The organism is Mesorhizobium sp. M1E.F.Ca.ET.045.02.1.1, assembly GCF_003952485.1.
Classification (GTDB): Bacteria; Pseudomonadota; Alphaproteobacteria; order Rhizobiales; family Rhizobiaceae; genus Mesorhizobium.
Genome location: NZ_CP034447.1, coordinates 1,373,015 through 1,387,733, shown reverse-complemented (window position 1 = coordinate 1,387,733; position 14,719 = coordinate 1,373,015). Strand labels below are relative to the sequence as shown.

Annotated in this window: 14 protein-coding genes and 1 tRNA gene; 11 read left to right on the top strand and 4 right to left on the bottom strand. The window is 64.3% G+C overall.

The annotated features are described in order from the left end of the window. The first annotated feature begins 124 nt into the window (after window positions 1-124). Window positions 125-832 (top strand): SDR family NAD(P)-dependent oxidoreductase, encoded by a 708-nt coding sequence (locus EJ070_RS06480; RefSeq protein WP_126090588.1) that lies wholly within the window; start codon window positions 125-127, stop codon window positions 830-832. A 127-nt stretch (window positions 833-959) separates the two neighbouring features. On the opposite strand, the gene rpsA is transcribed toward EJ070_RS06480, so the two are convergent. The 3 genes from rpsA to aroA all read right to left on the bottom strand — a co-directional run bounded on the left by rpsA (window position 960) and on the right by aroA (window position 5,131). Then, the gene (gene rpsA / locus EJ070_RS06475) at window positions 960-2,657 is read right to left on the bottom strand and encodes a 30S ribosomal protein S1 (protein ID WP_126090587.1); all 1,698 of its coding nucleotides are present in this window, start codon (window positions 2,655-2,657) and stop codon (window positions 960-962) included. Between the two features lie 204 nt (window positions 2,658-2,861). Then, complete coding sequence (gene cmk / locus EJ070_RS06470) at window positions 2,862-3,512, bottom strand: (d)CMP kinase (protein WP_126095660.1); 651 nt, start codon at window positions 3,510-3,512, stop codon at window positions 2,862-2,864. A gap of 260 nt (window positions 3,513-3,772) precedes the next feature. Continuing rightward, a complete protein-coding gene (gene aroA, locus EJ070_RS06460; RefSeq protein ID WP_126090586.1) occupies window positions 3,773-5,131 on the bottom strand; it encodes a 3-phosphoshikimate 1-carboxyvinyltransferase in 1,359 nt (452 codons plus the stop codon). Between the two features lie 194 nt (window positions 5,132-5,325). Here aroA and EJ070_RS06455 point away from each other — a divergent pair, with 194 nt between their 5' ends. The 7 genes from EJ070_RS06455 to EJ070_RS06430 all read left to right on the top strand — a co-directional run bounded on the left by EJ070_RS06455 (window position 5,326) and on the right by EJ070_RS06430 (window position 10,739). After that, window positions 5,326-5,724: a TIGR02300 family protein gene (locus EJ070_RS06455; RefSeq protein WP_126090585.1), complete on the top strand. Its 399-nt coding sequence runs from the start codon at window positions 5,326-5,328 to the stop codon at window positions 5,722-5,724. 163 nt (window positions 5,725-5,887) lie between these two features. Then, a tRNA-Ala gene (locus tag EJ070_RS06450) sits at window positions 5,888-5,963 on the top strand. A 283-nt stretch (window positions 5,964-6,246) separates the two neighbouring features. Beyond that, window positions 6,247-7,227: a hypothetical protein gene (locus tag EJ070_RS36990; RefSeq protein WP_126090584.1), complete on the top strand. Its 981-nt coding sequence runs from the start codon at window positions 6,247-6,249 to the stop codon at window positions 7,225-7,227. A 104-nt stretch (window positions 7,228-7,331) separates the two neighbouring features. After that, window positions 7,332-8,756 (top strand): autotransporter domain-containing protein, encoded by a 1,425-nt coding sequence (locus EJ070_RS37610; RefSeq protein WP_348639597.1) that lies wholly within the window; start codon window positions 7,332-7,334, stop codon window positions 8,754-8,756. After that, window positions 8,683-9,252, top strand: a complete 570-nt coding sequence (locus EJ070_RS36670; protein WP_245464930.1) for an autotransporter domain-containing protein — start codon at window positions 8,683-8,685, stop codon at window positions 9,250-9,252. The genes EJ070_RS37610 and EJ070_RS36670 overlap by 74 nt, the downstream gene beginning before the upstream one ends. 279 nt (window positions 9,253-9,531) lie before the next feature. Beyond that, the gene (locus EJ070_RS06435) at window positions 9,532-9,882 is read left to right on the top strand and encodes a hypothetical protein (RefSeq protein ID WP_245464827.1); all 351 of its coding nucleotides are present in this window, start codon (window positions 9,532-9,534) and stop codon (window positions 9,880-9,882) included. Between the two features lie 122 nt (window positions 9,883-10,004). After that, window positions 10,005-10,739, top strand: coding sequence for a DUF2161 family putative PD-(D/E)XK-type phosphodiesterase (locus EJ070_RS06430; RefSeq protein ID WP_126090583.1), 735 nt, complete (start codon window positions 10,005-10,007; stop codon window positions 10,737-10,739). 169 nt (window positions 10,740-10,908) lie between these two features. On the opposite strand, the gene EJ070_RS06425 is transcribed toward EJ070_RS06430, so the two are convergent. After that, the gene (locus tag EJ070_RS06425) at window positions 10,909-11,856 is read right to left on the bottom strand and encodes a GlxA family transcriptional regulator (RefSeq protein WP_126090582.1); all 948 of its coding nucleotides are present in this window, start codon (window positions 11,854-11,856) and stop codon (window positions 10,909-10,911) included. Window positions 11,857-11,942: 86 nt separating this feature from the next. Here EJ070_RS06425 and EJ070_RS06420 point away from each other — a divergent pair, with 86 nt between their 5' ends. From EJ070_RS06420 to EJ070_RS06410, 3 genes are all read left to right on the top strand, one after another. After that, window positions 11,943-12,647 carry a DJ-1/PfpI family protein gene (locus tag EJ070_RS06420; protein WP_126090581.1) on the top strand — a complete coding sequence of 235 codons (705 nt, stop codon included), beginning with the start codon at window positions 11,943-11,945 and terminating at the stop codon, window positions 12,645-12,647. A 122-nt stretch (window positions 12,648-12,769) separates the two neighbouring features. Continuing rightward, complete coding sequence (locus EJ070_RS06415) at window positions 12,770-13,501, top strand: FadR/GntR family transcriptional regulator (protein WP_126090580.1); 732 nt, start codon at window positions 12,770-12,772, stop codon at window positions 13,499-13,501. After that, entirely contained in the window at window positions 13,498-14,700 is a 1,203-nt protein-coding gene (locus tag EJ070_RS06410) for a PLP-dependent transferase (protein ID WP_126090579.1), read from the top strand. Before EJ070_RS06415 ends, EJ070_RS06410 begins: the two co-directional genes overlap by 4 nt. The last annotated feature ends 19 nt before the right edge of the window (window positions 14,701-14,719 follow it).

Sequence of the window (14,719 nt, the reverse complement as noted above, 5' to 3'; positions counted from 1 at the left end):
GGCCCGACGCATGCAAAGAAGGGACGCAGCCATGTCGATATTTCAATTGAGTGACAGTGCGAAAGGCGCAACGTTCGACGCTGGGGCGGCATAACCATAAGAATACGACAGGAGCAGTCGAAATATGACGGAAACGCTTAACGGCAGGCATGTCGTGGTGACGGGCGGCACTGGGGCGCTCGGCGGCGCGGTTGTCGGCAGATTGCTGGAGCAGGGCGCGATCTGCCATGTGCCCAATGCCCATGCCGCGGCTCCGCCGCACTTTCCTTATGCGGCCCACGCCAGTGTCCACCTGGCGCACAATGTCGACCTCTCGGACTCCGCCAAGGTCGAGGCCTTCTACCATCAGGTTCCGGAGCTTTGGGCTTCGATCCACCTCGCCGGCGGTTTCACCATGGCGCCGGTGGAGAAGATCGAATCGGCGTCCTTCGCCGAGATGATGGATACCAACGTCCGCACGACCTTCCTGTGCAGCCGCGCCGCGGTGCGCACTATGCTGACGTCGGGCACCGTCGGCCGTATCGTCAACGTCACCGCGCGCGCCGGGATCGATCCCAGGCGCGGATCCGGCATGGTCGCCTATGCGGCGAGCAAGGCGGCGGTTGCCGCGATGACGCAGGCGATGGCCGAAGAGCTGAAGCACAAGGGCATCCTCGTCAACGCCGTGGCGCCCTCGACGCTCGACACGCCGGCCAACCGCGCCGACATGCCGGACGCCGATTTCACCAAATGGGTCAGCCTGGAGGCAGCCGCCGAAGCGATCGCCTATCTCGCCTCGCCCGCCAACCAGGCGATGAGCGGCACGCTGGTGCCGCTTTACGGCCGGGCCTGACACAAGGATCATCGGACAACGAAAAAACCCCGCCGGAGCGATCCGGCGGGGTTTTGGCATTTCCGTAAGGCGAAGGGGCTTACGCAATTCCGGACGGAAAACCGCTACGCAGTTTTCCTGGAATGCTCTAGTTGCCCTGCTTCTTCAGCGCCGCGCCCAGGATGTCGCCCAGCGAAGCGCCGGAGTCGGTCGAGCCGTACTGGGCGACCGCTTCCTTCTCCTCGGCGATTTCCAGCGCCTTGATCGAGACCTGCAGCTTGCGGGTCTTCTTGTCGAAGGCGATGACGCGGGCATCGACCTTCTGGCCGACGGTGAAGCGCTCGGGGCGCTGCTCGTCGCGGTCGCGCGAAAGGTCCGAACGCTTGATGAAGGTCTCGAGGCCGCTGTCGACCAGCCGCACTTCCAGACCGCCATCCTTCACCGCGATGACCTCGCAGGTGACGACGGCGTTCTTGCGCAGCTCGCCGCTGCTCGCCGCCTCGCCGACCGTGTCGCGGGCCAGCTGCTTGATGCCGAGCGAGATGCGCTCCTTCTCGATGTCGACGTCGAGCACCTGCGCCTTGACCATGTCGCCGCGATTGTACTCTTCGATGACCTGCTCGCCCGGACGGGTCCAGTCGAGGTCGGAGAGGTGGACCATGCCGTCCACGTCGCCTTCCAGGCCGATGAACAGGCCGAACTCGGTCTTGTTCTTGACCTCGCCCTCGACCTGGCTGCCGACCGGATGGCTACGCGCGAAGGCTTCCCACGGGTTCTCCAGCGTCTGCTTGAGACCGAGCGAGATGCGGCGCTTGGCCGGATCGACCTCGAGCACCACCACGTCGACTTCCTGCGTCGTCGACAGGATCTTGCCGGGGTGCACGTTCTTCTTCGTCCACGACATTTCCGAAACGTGGATGAGGCCCTCGATGCCCGGCTCCAGCTCGACGAACGCGCCGTAGTCGGTGATGTTGGTGACAGTGCCCTTGATCTTCTTGCCGATCGGGAACTTGGTGCCGATATCCGACCACGGATCGCTCTCGAGCTGCTTCATGCCGAGCGAGATGCGGTGGGTTTCCTGGTTGATGCGGATGATCTGCACCTTGACCGTCTGGCCGATGTTGAGGATCTCGGTCGGATGGTTGACGCGGCGCCATGCCATGTCGGTGACATGCAGCAGGCCGTCGATGCCGCCGAGGTCGACGAACGCACCGTAGTCGGTGATGTTCTTGACCACGCCTTCGACCACCTGGCCTTCCTCGAGGTTCTGCACGATCTCCGAACGCTGTTCGGCGCGGCTCTCCTCGAGCACGGTGCGGCGCGACACCACGATGTTGCCGCGGCGGCGATCCATCTTGAGGATCTCGAAGGGCTGCGGGTTGTGCATCAGCGGCGAGACGTCGCGGATCGGACGGATGTCGACCTGGCTGCGCGGCAGGAACGCCACGGCGCCGTCGAGATCGACGGTGAAGCCGCCCTTGACCTGGTTGAAGATGACGCCTTCGACGCGCTCACCCTTGGTGAACTTCTCCTCGAGGCGCACCCAGCTCTCTTCGCGGCGAGCCTTCTCGCGCGACAGCATGGCTTCGCCAAGCGCGTTCTCGATGCGCTCGACATAGACTTCGACGGTGTCGCCGACCTTGAGGGAGGAGTCCTTGCCCTTGGCGCCGAATTCCTTCAGCGGCACGCGGCCTTCGACCTTGAGGCCGACATCGATGATGGCCATGTCCTTTTCGATCGCGGTGATCGTGCCCCGGACAACCTGGCCCTCGCCGGAATGGCCGGCGGTGAATGATTCTTCGAGCATGCTCGCGAAATCGTCGCGAGTGGGATTAGCAGCTGACATTGTTTCTCCTGGAATGCTCCGCAGCTTCAGCGAAGCGGGCGCCGTGGGTTAGCGTTGCGTGAGCCTGCCGGCGTTCCGGGCTGAAGAGCCCTTGGCCGCTTTGAGCGGCAAGTCCGGCGCATGAAGAATGCTGGCAGGCTGGTTCGTGCCCGATATGGGTATTTTCATCGCCTCCGGCAACGGAAGCACGAGGGAAAACCCGGATCAGGCCTTGTTTCTCTTGGCCAGGACGTCGTCAACGATCGCCATCGCCGCCAGAAACGCGGCTTCTATAGCCATTTCGCTGGTATCAAGCAAGTGCGCGTCTCCCGCCGGCTTGAGCGGCGAGTCGGCTCTGCCCATGTCGCGCTCGTCGCGGCGCTCGATGTCGGCGAGGATGGTGGCGAAATCGGCGCTGCCGCCCATGCTCTCGATTTCGGCCAGCCGGCGCTTAGCCCGCACCGCAGCACTTGCCGTCACATAGAGCTTGATGTCGGCGTCCGGGCACACGACGGTGCCGATGTCGCGGCCGTCGAGCACCGCGCCCGGCGGCGCCTTGGCGAACGCGCGCTGCTTCTCGACCAGGATGCGCCGGACGGTTGGAATGACCGCGACCTTGGAGGCTGCTTCGCCCACCGCATGCGCGGAAAGCACTGTGCGGTCGAGGTTCGACAGGTTCACCTGGCGCGCCGCGGTTTCGGCCGCCGAGACATTGTCGAGCGGCAGGCCGAGCTCAAGCAGCTTGTGCGCGACCGCGCGATAGGTGAGGCCGGTATCGAGCAGGTTCAACCGGTAATGGTCGGAGAGTCGGCGGGCGAGGGTGCCCTTGCCGGCGCCTGCGGGGCCGTCGATGGCGATGGTAAAGGTGTGGGTCATGGGCGGGGCGACGCAACCGAAGGGCGCGATGAGCAAGACAAGCGCCGAGTTCCTTCACACCCCCCTCTGTCCTGCCGGACATCTCCCCCGCAAGGGGGGAGATTGGCAGTTCCGATGCCGGCGCCTTCCGTCCAGCGCCGGAGATTGGCGAAAGCCTGCGCGACATCTGATCTCCCCCCTTGCGGGGGAGATGTCCGGTAGGACAGAGGGGGGTGCTGTCCCGCCAACATCTCAGTTCGGCTCCAATCCATCCATCGCCCCTACTCGATCTCCGCGCCCAGTCCCTTCATCAGCCCCATGAACTCCGGGAAGCTCGTCGCGATCATGTTGGCGTCGTCGATGGTCACCGGCTTTTCCGTCGCCAGCCCCATGATCAGGAAGCTCATGGCGATGCGGTGGTCGAGATGCGTCTTCACCGCCGTGTCCTGGCCGTTGGGGTGAGCGCCAAGTCCCTTGCCGCCGGGCTTGCCGCGCACCGCGAGCGAGGCTTCGCCCTCGGTGCAGTCGACGCCGTTGAGCTTGAGGCCATTGGCCACCGCCGCCAGCCGGTCGGATTCCTTGACCCGAAGTTCCTCCAGCCCCTGCATCAGCGTCTCGCCTTCGGCGAAGCTCGCGGCGACGGCCAGCACGGGATATTCGTCGATCATCGACGGCGCCCGCTCCGGCGGCACCACGACGCCTTTCAACTCCGACGAGCGCACGCGCAGGTCCGCGACGTCCTCGCCGCCGGCATTGCGCGGGTTGAGGATGTCGATGCGGCCGCCCATCTCCTGCAGCGTCAGAAGCAGGCCGGTGCGGGTCGGATTCATCAGCACGTTCTCGATTATAATGTCCGAGCCCGGCACGATGAGCGCGGCCACCAGCGGGAAGCCGGCCGAGGACGGGTCGCCGGGCACGGCGATGGTCTGCCCGGTGAGCTTGCCCTGGCCCTCGATGAAGATGTGGCGCACGCCGCGCTCGTCGGTCTCGACGGTGAGGTTCGCGCCGAAGCCTTTCAGCATCTTTTCGGTGTGGTCACGCGTCATCACCGGCTCGATCACGGTGGTGATGCCCGGCGTGTTGAGGCCGGCAAGCAGCACCGCCGACTTCACCTGGGCCGAGGCCATCGGCACGCGATAGGTGATGGGCGCGGCGTGTTTCGGGCCGTGCAGCGTGATCGGCATGCGGTCGCCGGGCGCTGCTTTCAGCACCTGCACGCCCATCTGGCGCAGCGGCTCCAGCACCCGGCCCATCGGCCGGCCGGAGAGCGATGCGTCGCCGATGAAGGTCGTCTCCATGTCGTAGGTGCCGACCAGGCCCATGGTCAGCCGCGAGCCGGTGCCGGCATTGCCGAAATCGAGCGGACCTTCGGGCTCGAGCAGCGCGCCGTTGCCGGTGCCGCGGATCACCCATTCGGCGCCCTTCCTTTCGATATGCGCGCCCATTGCCTTCATGGCGGCGCCCGTGCGCATCACGTCCTCGCCTTCGAGCAGGCCGGTGATGCGCGTCTCGCCGGAGGCAAGGCCGCCGAACATGAAGGAGCGGTGCGAGATCGACTTGTCGCCCGGCACCCGCGCCACGCCGGTTAGCGCTGGGGATTTGCGGGCCGTGGCCGGCTTCGGGGCGGCGGAATGAGACATCTTGTCGTCCAAATGAAATGCCGGCCGGGCCGGCTCGGTTCGTCACGTTGCGGCGGTCTCGTATCACGGCGCGCGGCAATGGTCATCCCCTCGCGCAGGCCTTTGAAAAGCACGTTCTCAGGACATGTCTTTTGGCTTTGACAGCGCTGAAAACTGCGGTTATGGGGACCCTTCTTTTTTTGACGAGGCTTGCCGTGGCAAAACCTGAACTTGGCACAAAGCGTGTCGACCCGGAAACGGGCCGGAAATTCTACGACCTGAACAAGGATCCGATCGTCTCGCCCTATACCGGCAAGAGCTATCCGCGCTCCTATTTCGATGAAGGCAAGATTTCCGCCATCGAGGAGGACGAGGAGGTCGCCGACAAGGAAACTGAGGCCGACGAGGAAGAAGGCGCCGAAGTCGTCTCGCTGGAAGATGCGGACGAAGAGACCAAGGGCGGCGGCGGCGATCTGCCCGATCTCGGCGACGACGAGGATGATGATGTCGATCTCGGCGACGATGACGACGACACCTTCCTTGCCGACGAAGAGGAAGAGGACGACGACGTCTCCGATATGATCGGCGTTGGCGACGACGAGGACGAGGTCTGATTTGATCGTTTGCCGGCCATTTTGGCCTGTGACGAAAAAGCGGCTTTTCAAGGCTTGATCTTGACCGAAGGCGGCGCTAGAAGCCGCCAGCACTAAACGACGGCGCGGTTCCCAGCCGCGCCGGATCTCTTCGCCGGAAACGGCGCCGGCTGACTGCCGGAGTGGGGCCATAGCTCAGTTGGGAGAGCGCTTGAATGGCATTCAAGAGGTCGTCGGTTCGATTCCGATTGGCTCCACCAAACAGTCCTTTCTAACAATGCACGAAAATAGTTGCGCCCTTTCCAAGGTTTAGCTGCGCATTCCGCAACGCCTGGACGAGAGACTTAAAGCGCGTCGCCTGATCTGTTTCGTCGCGACGCGCTTTTAGTGCCGCTGCGTACTCGGCATTTTCCCTGACACGTCGAAGATCGCGGGTCGAAGCTAGTCTCACATGAAGTTTCTTCAAGTGTAAGGTGAAAAGCTCCGGCTTGACGCCTCCTGAGACTCGATGCGATATCTCATTGAAGCTCCGGGGGGACTTACATGAATCTATTCGGAAATTCTAAAATAAGATTGGAGAAGAGTTCGGTTATTGCAAGTAACTTGCTCCGCTCTTCTACATCCTTGATTGCAGTCGCTGCGGGCATATGGGTCAGCCAGGCCCGGGCCGAGACAATCACCATTTCGACCGCAAGTACCGTCCCGGTGTCGTCCGTCGTAGGCCCGACGGGAACCATCAACGTGACGCAGACAGGTTCCGTCACAACGCAGTCGGGAGGCAATCACGCCATTCAACCCTACATGTCTCCCGGGCTGGGCGCGTGGACGGTCAATGTCGATGGTTCCGTCAAGGTCCTTGACGCGGACAATGAGGTTTACGGCATCTGGCTGCGCGCGGGCGGAACCGTCAATGTGAGTTCGACCGGCAAGGTCGAAGGCTCACGCAAGGGCGTCGTGATCGAAGGCGGCGCTGCAAACGTCCAGAACGACGGGCTGATCGCGGGCAGTCGGATTGCCGTGCACGTTCTTGCCGGGGGCACAGTCGAAAACCGGAACTCCATGCTGGGGGGCGTCGTCTTTGCGACCTCGGCCACGCCCGGAAGCTTCATCAACAAAGCCAATGTTTCAAGCAACGGCGGCGGCTATGGCGTCATCATGAACGCTGGCGGATCGCTCGACAATTCCGGAACCGTCGCGTTTACGAACATCGGCCAGGGATTCTGGAGCCACGGGAACATCACCTTCACCAACAGCGGCACCTACACCGCCAAGGGTGACAATTCGTTCTCCACCCCCATCTATGCGGTGCTGCTGCAAAACGGCAACCCGTGGCAGACAATTCGGGGACCATCGAGGGACGCGATGTCGGCCTGTTCGTTTCGCAGGGAACCGCCGACGTCACCAATTCAGGCACGATCACGGCAACGAACGTGCATGCCGTCGCGCTGCAGACCACCGGTGCGGCATCCTTCAAGCAGACGGCAGGCGCGCTCAATGGCGGCACGCACGGCCTGTCCGTCGTGACATCGGGAGACACGACCGTTTCCATCAGCGGCGGCTCCGTCACCGGCGGACTTTCGAGCGCGAACGGTATCGGCGTCCGCTTCGGCGGCAGCGGCAAGACGCAGATGAGCGTGGCGAATGCGTCCATCACCGGAGCGGCGGCGGCGATCCAGGGCGGGACGGGATCGTTCGACCTGTCCCTCCTTCAGGGAAGCATCATCAGCGGCGATGTGAAGCTCGGTTCGGGGAACTCGAGCCTCAAGCTGGAAACCGGCGCGTCCGTCGAAGGCAATATCGATGCCGAGGCCGGAACCAATACGCTGCTGCTGACAGGTTCGGGCAGCGGCAGCTTCCAGGGAAACTTCCTGAATTTTGCGTCAGCGCAGGTTGATGCCGCCGGCGGAAAGTGGGTCCTCGGCGGTGACGCCACCTTTGTCGACGGAATGGAAGTGGTCGGTGGGTCGCTTGCCGTCAACGGCAACCTGACCGGCAATGTGACTGTGAGGACGGGCGCCAGGCTGGGCGGCACGGGGACAGTCGGGGCGACGACGATCGATACCGGCGGCGTGCATGCGCCCGGAAATTCGATCGGCACGCAGACCGTTGCCGGAAACTACGCCAACCATGGTGCTCTGCAGATCGAGGCGACACCCGAGGCGGCCGACCAGGTCAAGGTCTCCGGCACAGTCGACATCGCCGGCGCCACCCTCGACCTGCTTATGTCGCCAAATGCGGCGTCCAGCTGGAATATCTCCAACGGACCCTTCGTCATCATCGACAACGACAATACGGATGCGGTGGCCGGCGTGTTCGGCGCCGTCAACAGGAACCTCCTGTTCCTGGACGAGAAGCTCGACTATGCGGGAGGCGATGGGAACGACGTGACGCTGGAACTCGTGCGCAACGACATCGGCTTCGCTGAGGTCGGCATCACGCCCAACCAGCGGGCGGTCGCGGGCGCCATCGACGGCGCCGGGCCTGGCAATCCGCTCTGGAGCGCCATTGCCCTGCAAGGTGATGCCGAGGCGACCCGCGCCGCCTTCGACCAGTTGAGCGGCGAGATACATGCTTCGGCGAAAACAGCGCTGGTCGACGACACGCGCCTCGTTCTCGACGTGATCAACGAGCGGCTGCGCGCGGCCTTCTCCGGAACAGGCGCCACCGCTTCGTTGCCCGTGATGGCCTTCGCCGAGGACGGACCGGAACTTGCTCCCGCCACGACCGATCGCTTTGCCGCCTGGAGCACCGCCATCGGGTCATGGGGCCGCGGGGAGGCAGACGGCATTGCGACGCTCAAGCGCTCCGCCGGCGGGGTCGTGGTCGGCGTCGACGGTTCTGCCTTCGAAGCATGGCGCGTCGGTGCGATAGCCGGATACAGCCACACCAATTTCGACGTGAAGGACCGTGCCTCATCCGGCGACAGCGAGAACTACACGCTCGGGTTTCTATGGCGGCACGCAATGGAACCAGTTCAGCCTGCGCGCCGGCGCGACTTACGCATGGCACAATATCGAGACGGACCGCACGGTGGCTTTTCCCGGCTTCGCTGACAGCCTTCAGGCAAAATACGACGCGGGAACCTTCCACGTCTTCGGCGAAGCCAGCTACCGTGTCGATACCGTCCCGGCTGCCTTCGAGCCCTTCGCCAACCTGTCCCATGTGAGCCTTCACACCGATGCCTATTCGGAAAGCGGCGGCGCCGGCGCGCTTCATGCCGACGGTGAGACCACGGACGCAACCTTCACAACGCTCGGGCTGCGAGCCTCGACCGGTTTCGACCTTTCCGGCATGCGGGCCACAGCACGCGGAACGATCGGCTGGCGCCATGCCTATGGCGATACGATCCCGCTTTCCACATTCGTCTTCAGCGGCTCCGACGCGTTTGCCATAGAAGGCGTGCCGATCGCCAGGGATGCCGCTGTCGTCGAGGCTGCCATTGACCTGAATCTCACCGACGATGCCCTTTTCGGTGTGACCTACAGCGGACAATTGGCTTCAGGCGGCCAGGATCATGCTTTCGGCGCGAGAGTAGGCGTAAAATTCTAATACACCGGCCAAAATGAGCAGCGGTTCGTGCTAGGATTTCACGCAAAGGAAGTGGGGCTGATCGCTGAAATGCCGAAAATTCGTCGCTCTTCGACCCCCGTCAGGGAATTTCGGCAGGGACCTGTTCTGTCTCGGCTGCCACCAGGCAGTCTTTCTCCGATCCTTGGCTTCGCGGCGTTCGCACTCGTCGCCTGCCAATCGGCATCCGAGGCACCACCCGCTCCTCCACCCCAACCTGCCCCGGCTGCCGTTGCGGCTCCGGCTTCTCCGGATTTGGCGGTGTTGGACCAAACCGTGGCGATCACGCCTCCCGGCAAGGGCGTTCCGGCTAGGTATGCCGCGTTTTCAGGCATATGGGCCGGACGGCTGGATGGCATGTATGAAGGCAAGCTGGCCGTGCTGACGGTTTCTTCGGGCGGTCAGGTGACGGTCAGCTATGCGTGGGGCGATGTGGCCGACTACAAGCCGGGGGTCGCCGACGGCGCCGGCAGGATTGTCGGAAACACATTGAAGCTCGGGCGCCTGCCGAATGGCGCGGACGCCACCTTTACGATGCAGCCGGACGGAACGTTGGCCGTCACCTATGCGCTTGCCGGCCAGACCTACAGGGGCCAGTTCGCCAGGCAATAGTCCACGGAACGGCAGTCGACGAGATTGTCAACGGACCGCACCTCGATCGCGGGGATTACCCTGGCAGTCCGCATGTCACCCTGCGACGTGCTGGCAAGGCCCGAATCGGCTATTCCTCTGCCATGCAGGAAACGTCCCTCTACGCCCCGGTGAAGCGGTTTCTCGAGAGCCTGGATTTCACCGTCAAGGGCGAGGTCGGCGGCTGCGACATCGTCGGGCTGCGCGATGGCGAGCCGCCGGTGGTCGTCATCTGCGAGCTGAAGCTGCAGTTCAATCTCGAACTCGTCCTGCAGGGCGTCGATCGCGCCGCGGCCTGCGACGAGGTCTGGCTCGCGGCGAGGCAGTCGGCGCGCGGCAAGGGCCGCGAGCATGACCGCCGGTTTCGCGCACTCTGCCGGCGGCTCGGCTTCGGTTTGCTGGCGGTCGACGGAAAAGGCAAGGTCGAGCTGCTGCTCAGCCCGGCCGCCGTGCCGCCCCGGCGCGACCCGAGGCGCCGCTCGCGTCTGGTCGAGGAACATCATCGCCGTAAGGGCGATCCGTCCATCGGCGGCAGCACGCGACGAAAGCCCATCATGACCGCCTACCGGCAGGAGGCGATCGCCTGCGCCGCCGCCATGGCCGATGGCCCGAAGCGGCCGCGCGACCTCAAGGAACTCTCGCCGCGCGCGGCCAGCATCCTTCTGCACAATTACTACGGCTGGTTCGCCAGGGCCGAGCGCGGCATCTACGCGCTGACCGAAGCCGGCGTCGCCGCTGTCCAGTCACAGGGCCGGGCAATCGCATATAGCAGCGCCAGCCCCCTCTCCGTCCGCTGCGCGGACACCTCTCCCCCATTTCATGGGAGCGAGGAACGCTAACTTCTGACGTCGCAGCCTTGAAAAGCTTGGGTTGCTCGCCCCCACAAAGTGGGGGAGAGGTGGCTCGGCGAAGCCGAGACGGAGAGGGGGAGCGCCATATGCGATTACCCTGAGTCACAAGGGGGTAGGCGAGAGTTCGCTTTAGGGACCTTCGCGCAAGGACGGCGTTTCAGAAACGCTCGCGATAGTCGCGCGGGTTGGTGCCGAGGGCGCGTAGAAAGCCGCGGCGCATGGTTTCTTCCGAGCCGAAGCCGCAGCGCCGGGCCGCCTGGTTGACGGCCAGTCCCTGTTCCAGCATCCGTCGTGCGGCCTCGATGCGGATTTCTTCGACCGCGCGGGCGGGTGTGCGGCCGGTTGCCTCGCGATAGTGCCGCGAAAAGCTGCGTGGGCTCATATTGGCGCGCTCGGCCAATGTCGCCAGCGAAAGGTCGCTGCCCAGATTGTCGAGGATCCAGCCATGCAGCCTGTCGAAGCGCCCGTCGCCATCCTGCAGCTTGAGGGTCTGGCTGAACTGCGCCTGGCCACCCGGGCGTTTCAGGAAGACCACCAACTCGCGCGCCACCGCAAGCGCCATGCGTCGGCCAAGGTCTGCCTCGACGAAGGAAAGGGCGAGATCGATGCCCGCCGTCACGCCGGCGGACGTCCACACATTGCCGTCGCGAATGAAGATCGGGTCGGGTTCCAGGCGGACCGCCGGAAAGCGTTGGGCAAACTCGGCGCAGCGTCCCCAATGGGTGACCGCGCGGCGGCCGTCGAGCAGACCTGCCGTCGCCAGCAGCATGGCGCCGCTGCAGACGGAAGCTGTGCGCCTGGCGTCGCGCGAGCAGCCGATGACCCACTGGACAAGCTGGGGATCCTCGCAGGCGGCATTGATGCCCCATCCTCCGGGCACGATCAGCGTGTCGAGTCCAGAGCCATTCGTCGGCAGCGCCGTGGTCTCCAGCACGAGACCGGCCGACGTCCTGATCCGCGGCGAAGCGGCGACGACCACGACCTCATAGGCCGCCGGCTCGCCGGCCTGCATCCTGAAGTCGTTGGCGCTGGCGAAAACCTGGAGCGGCCCGCTGACATCGAGCAGTTGGATGTCGGGATAGGCAAGGATTTCGATGCGGCGCATTGGTTTGGCCTGAAACGAGGGATGATTGGCGATCGCGCCAAAGCATGATGCCTTAGAGTGTCGGGAGTCAATCTGCGGAGATTTCCATGACCCTTCGTTTCGGCATCCTCGTGTTTCCCAATGTCCAACAGCTCGACCTCACCGGTCCTTACGAAGTCCTGGCTTCGGCAAAGGGCGCCGAGGTGGAATTGATCTGGAAGGATCGCAATCCCGTGACGTCGTCGACGCGTCTTTCCCTCACCCCGACCGCAACCTTCGACGATTGCCCGCCGCTCGACGTGCTGTGCATTCCAGGCGGAGGCGGCGTCAATGCGCTGCTCGAGGATCGGGCGGTCCTCGATTTCGTGCGGCAGCGCGCGGCGCAGGCGCGCTACGTCACCTCGGTGTGCAGCGGCGCCCTCGTGCTCGGCGCCGCCGGGCTGCTCGCCGGCAAGCGGGCGACCACACATTGGTATGCCCATGATTTCCTTGAAGAGTTCGGCGCGCTGCCTGTCGATGCGCGGATCGTGGAGGACGGCAATCTGATCACCGCCGGCGGCGTCACCTCGGGGATCGATTTCGGTCTGGCGCTGGTCGCAAGGCTTCTCGGCCAGGCCGAAGCCGAAACGGTGCAGCTCTCGCTCGAATATGCCCCGGCCCCTCCCTTCCGGTCGGGCACGCCCGCCGAGGCTTCGCCGGCCGTGCTGGCGCAGGCAAAAGAGCGGCTTGCGGGTTCGAGACGGGCACGCGAGGAAATGTTTGCCCGTTGGCGCGAAGCTCGCGCGGCCACGCCGGCGCGCGTCCACGGCTGAACCAACCGGGCCGAACGGTGCCGTAGCCGCGCCGTTCGGCTTGCCTTGTTTAGACTGTTGACACGCCTCTTCGTTCGTGCAGAAATTGGTTGGACCATTGAACCACTTGAGTTCCCGCCGGCGTGACAGACAGCCTCCCGCCCATTCAGACGACGGCCCGCGATGACGCGGTGCTGAAGGCGTTGGCCGGCTTTGTCAGGCAGGAGGCGTTGGGGCCAGGTGAAAAACTGCCGACCGAGCGCATCCTGGCCGAGCGCCTCAAGGTCAGCCGCAACACGGTGCGTGAGGCGCTGACGCGCTGGGAGGGGCTGGGCCTCGTCGAGAGGCGCCAGGGCAGCGGCACCTATCTCAAGGCCGCCGTTTCGCCCGACATGCTGCATATGCCCCTGACATTGGCCGGCGGCAACGACTTCGCCGGTCTGATGCGCACGCTGGAAATCCGCCGCGCGCTGGAGGCCGAGGCGGCCGCCCTTTGCGCCGTCCGCGCCGGCAAAGCCGAGATCGCAGAGATCGAGCGCAAGCTGAACATCATGGAAGAGGCCTTCCACACCCGCGCTGGCATGTCGTCGGAGGAGGACTGGGAGTTCCACCAATCGGTCTACCGCGCCTCGGGCAATCCGCTGTTCGAGCAGATCATCAGCGCCATGCACGAGCTGTTCCATCGCTTCTGGGAGCATCCGCTCGGCGTGCGCGACTTCGGCCACGCCAGTTTTCCCTACCATCGCACCATTTTCGACTGCATCGCCGCGCATGATCCGGAGGGGGCAAGGCGCGAAGCGCTGAAGCTCATCGCCACGGTCGAAGACGACCTCAAGCGCGGCGCCGCCAACCTCAAGCTTTCGGACCGCAGATGAACGAGCACCCGACCGCCTTCGACCCAGTCATTTCCGCCAGCGACTATCTGGGCGAAGCGGCCACGCTTCTGGCGCATGACGATCCGTTCCCCGGCGGCGCGGTGGTGCCGCCGATCTACCAAACCTCGCTGTTCACCTTCGACAGTTATGCCGACATGGCCGACACTTTCGCCGGCCGTCGTAGGCAGCCGATCTATTCGCGCGGAGACAATCCGACGGTGATGGAGTTCGAGGCGCGCGTCGCCGCTTTGGAAGGTGCCGAGGCTGCCCGGGGCTTCTCCAGCGGCATGGCGGCGATCAGCGCCACGGTGCTCGCCTTCGTCGGCGCCGGCGAGCGCATCGTCGCCGTGCGCAATTGCTATGGCGACGCCTACCGGCTGTTCGAGCGCCTGTTCCCGCGCTTGCATATCAAGGTCGACTATGTCGACGGCTCCGATCCAGACGCTGTCGCGGCGGCGCTTCCCGGCGCCAAGCTGCTCTATCTCGAAAGCCCGACCTCCATGATGTTCGAGCTGCAGGACATCGCGCACCTGACCCGGCTGGCGAAGGAACAGGGCATTGTCACCTCCATCGACAATTCCTGGGCCACGCCGGTATTCCAGAAGCCGATTGCGCATGGCGTCGATCTGGTGCTGCATTCGGCCTCGAAATATCTCGGCGGTCACAGCGACACCGTCGCCGGCGTGGTGGCTGGGTCCGCCGCGCACATCAAACACATCAACGAGCAGACCTATTCCTCGCTCGGCGGCAAGCTCTCGCCGTTCGAGGGCTGGCTGCTCTTGCGCGGCCTGCGCACCCTGCCGTTGCGCTTGCCGCATCACATGAAGAGCGGGCTGACGCTTGCCGAGCGGCTCAAGGCGTATGGCAAGGTCGAGCGGGTCAACCATCCCGCCTACTCCAATCACCCCGGCAAGAAGACGCTTGCCGGCTATGCCGGACTGTTCTCCTTCGAGGTCACGGAGGATGTTGACATTCCTGCTTTCGTCGATGCGCTGAAGCTTTTCCGCATCGGCGTCAGCTGGGGCGGCCATGAAAGCCTGGTCGTGCCGGCAAAGGCCTCGCTCGAGCAGACGCCGGGTCTGAATTCGATGGCGCGCTTCGGCGTCAGCCCCCGAACCATCCGCTTCAATGTCGGATTGGAAAATGTCGAGGATCTCTGGGCGGACGTCGTCCAGGCCTTCGACAAGTCAAAAAAATAACTGTTCAAAATGGGAGTCC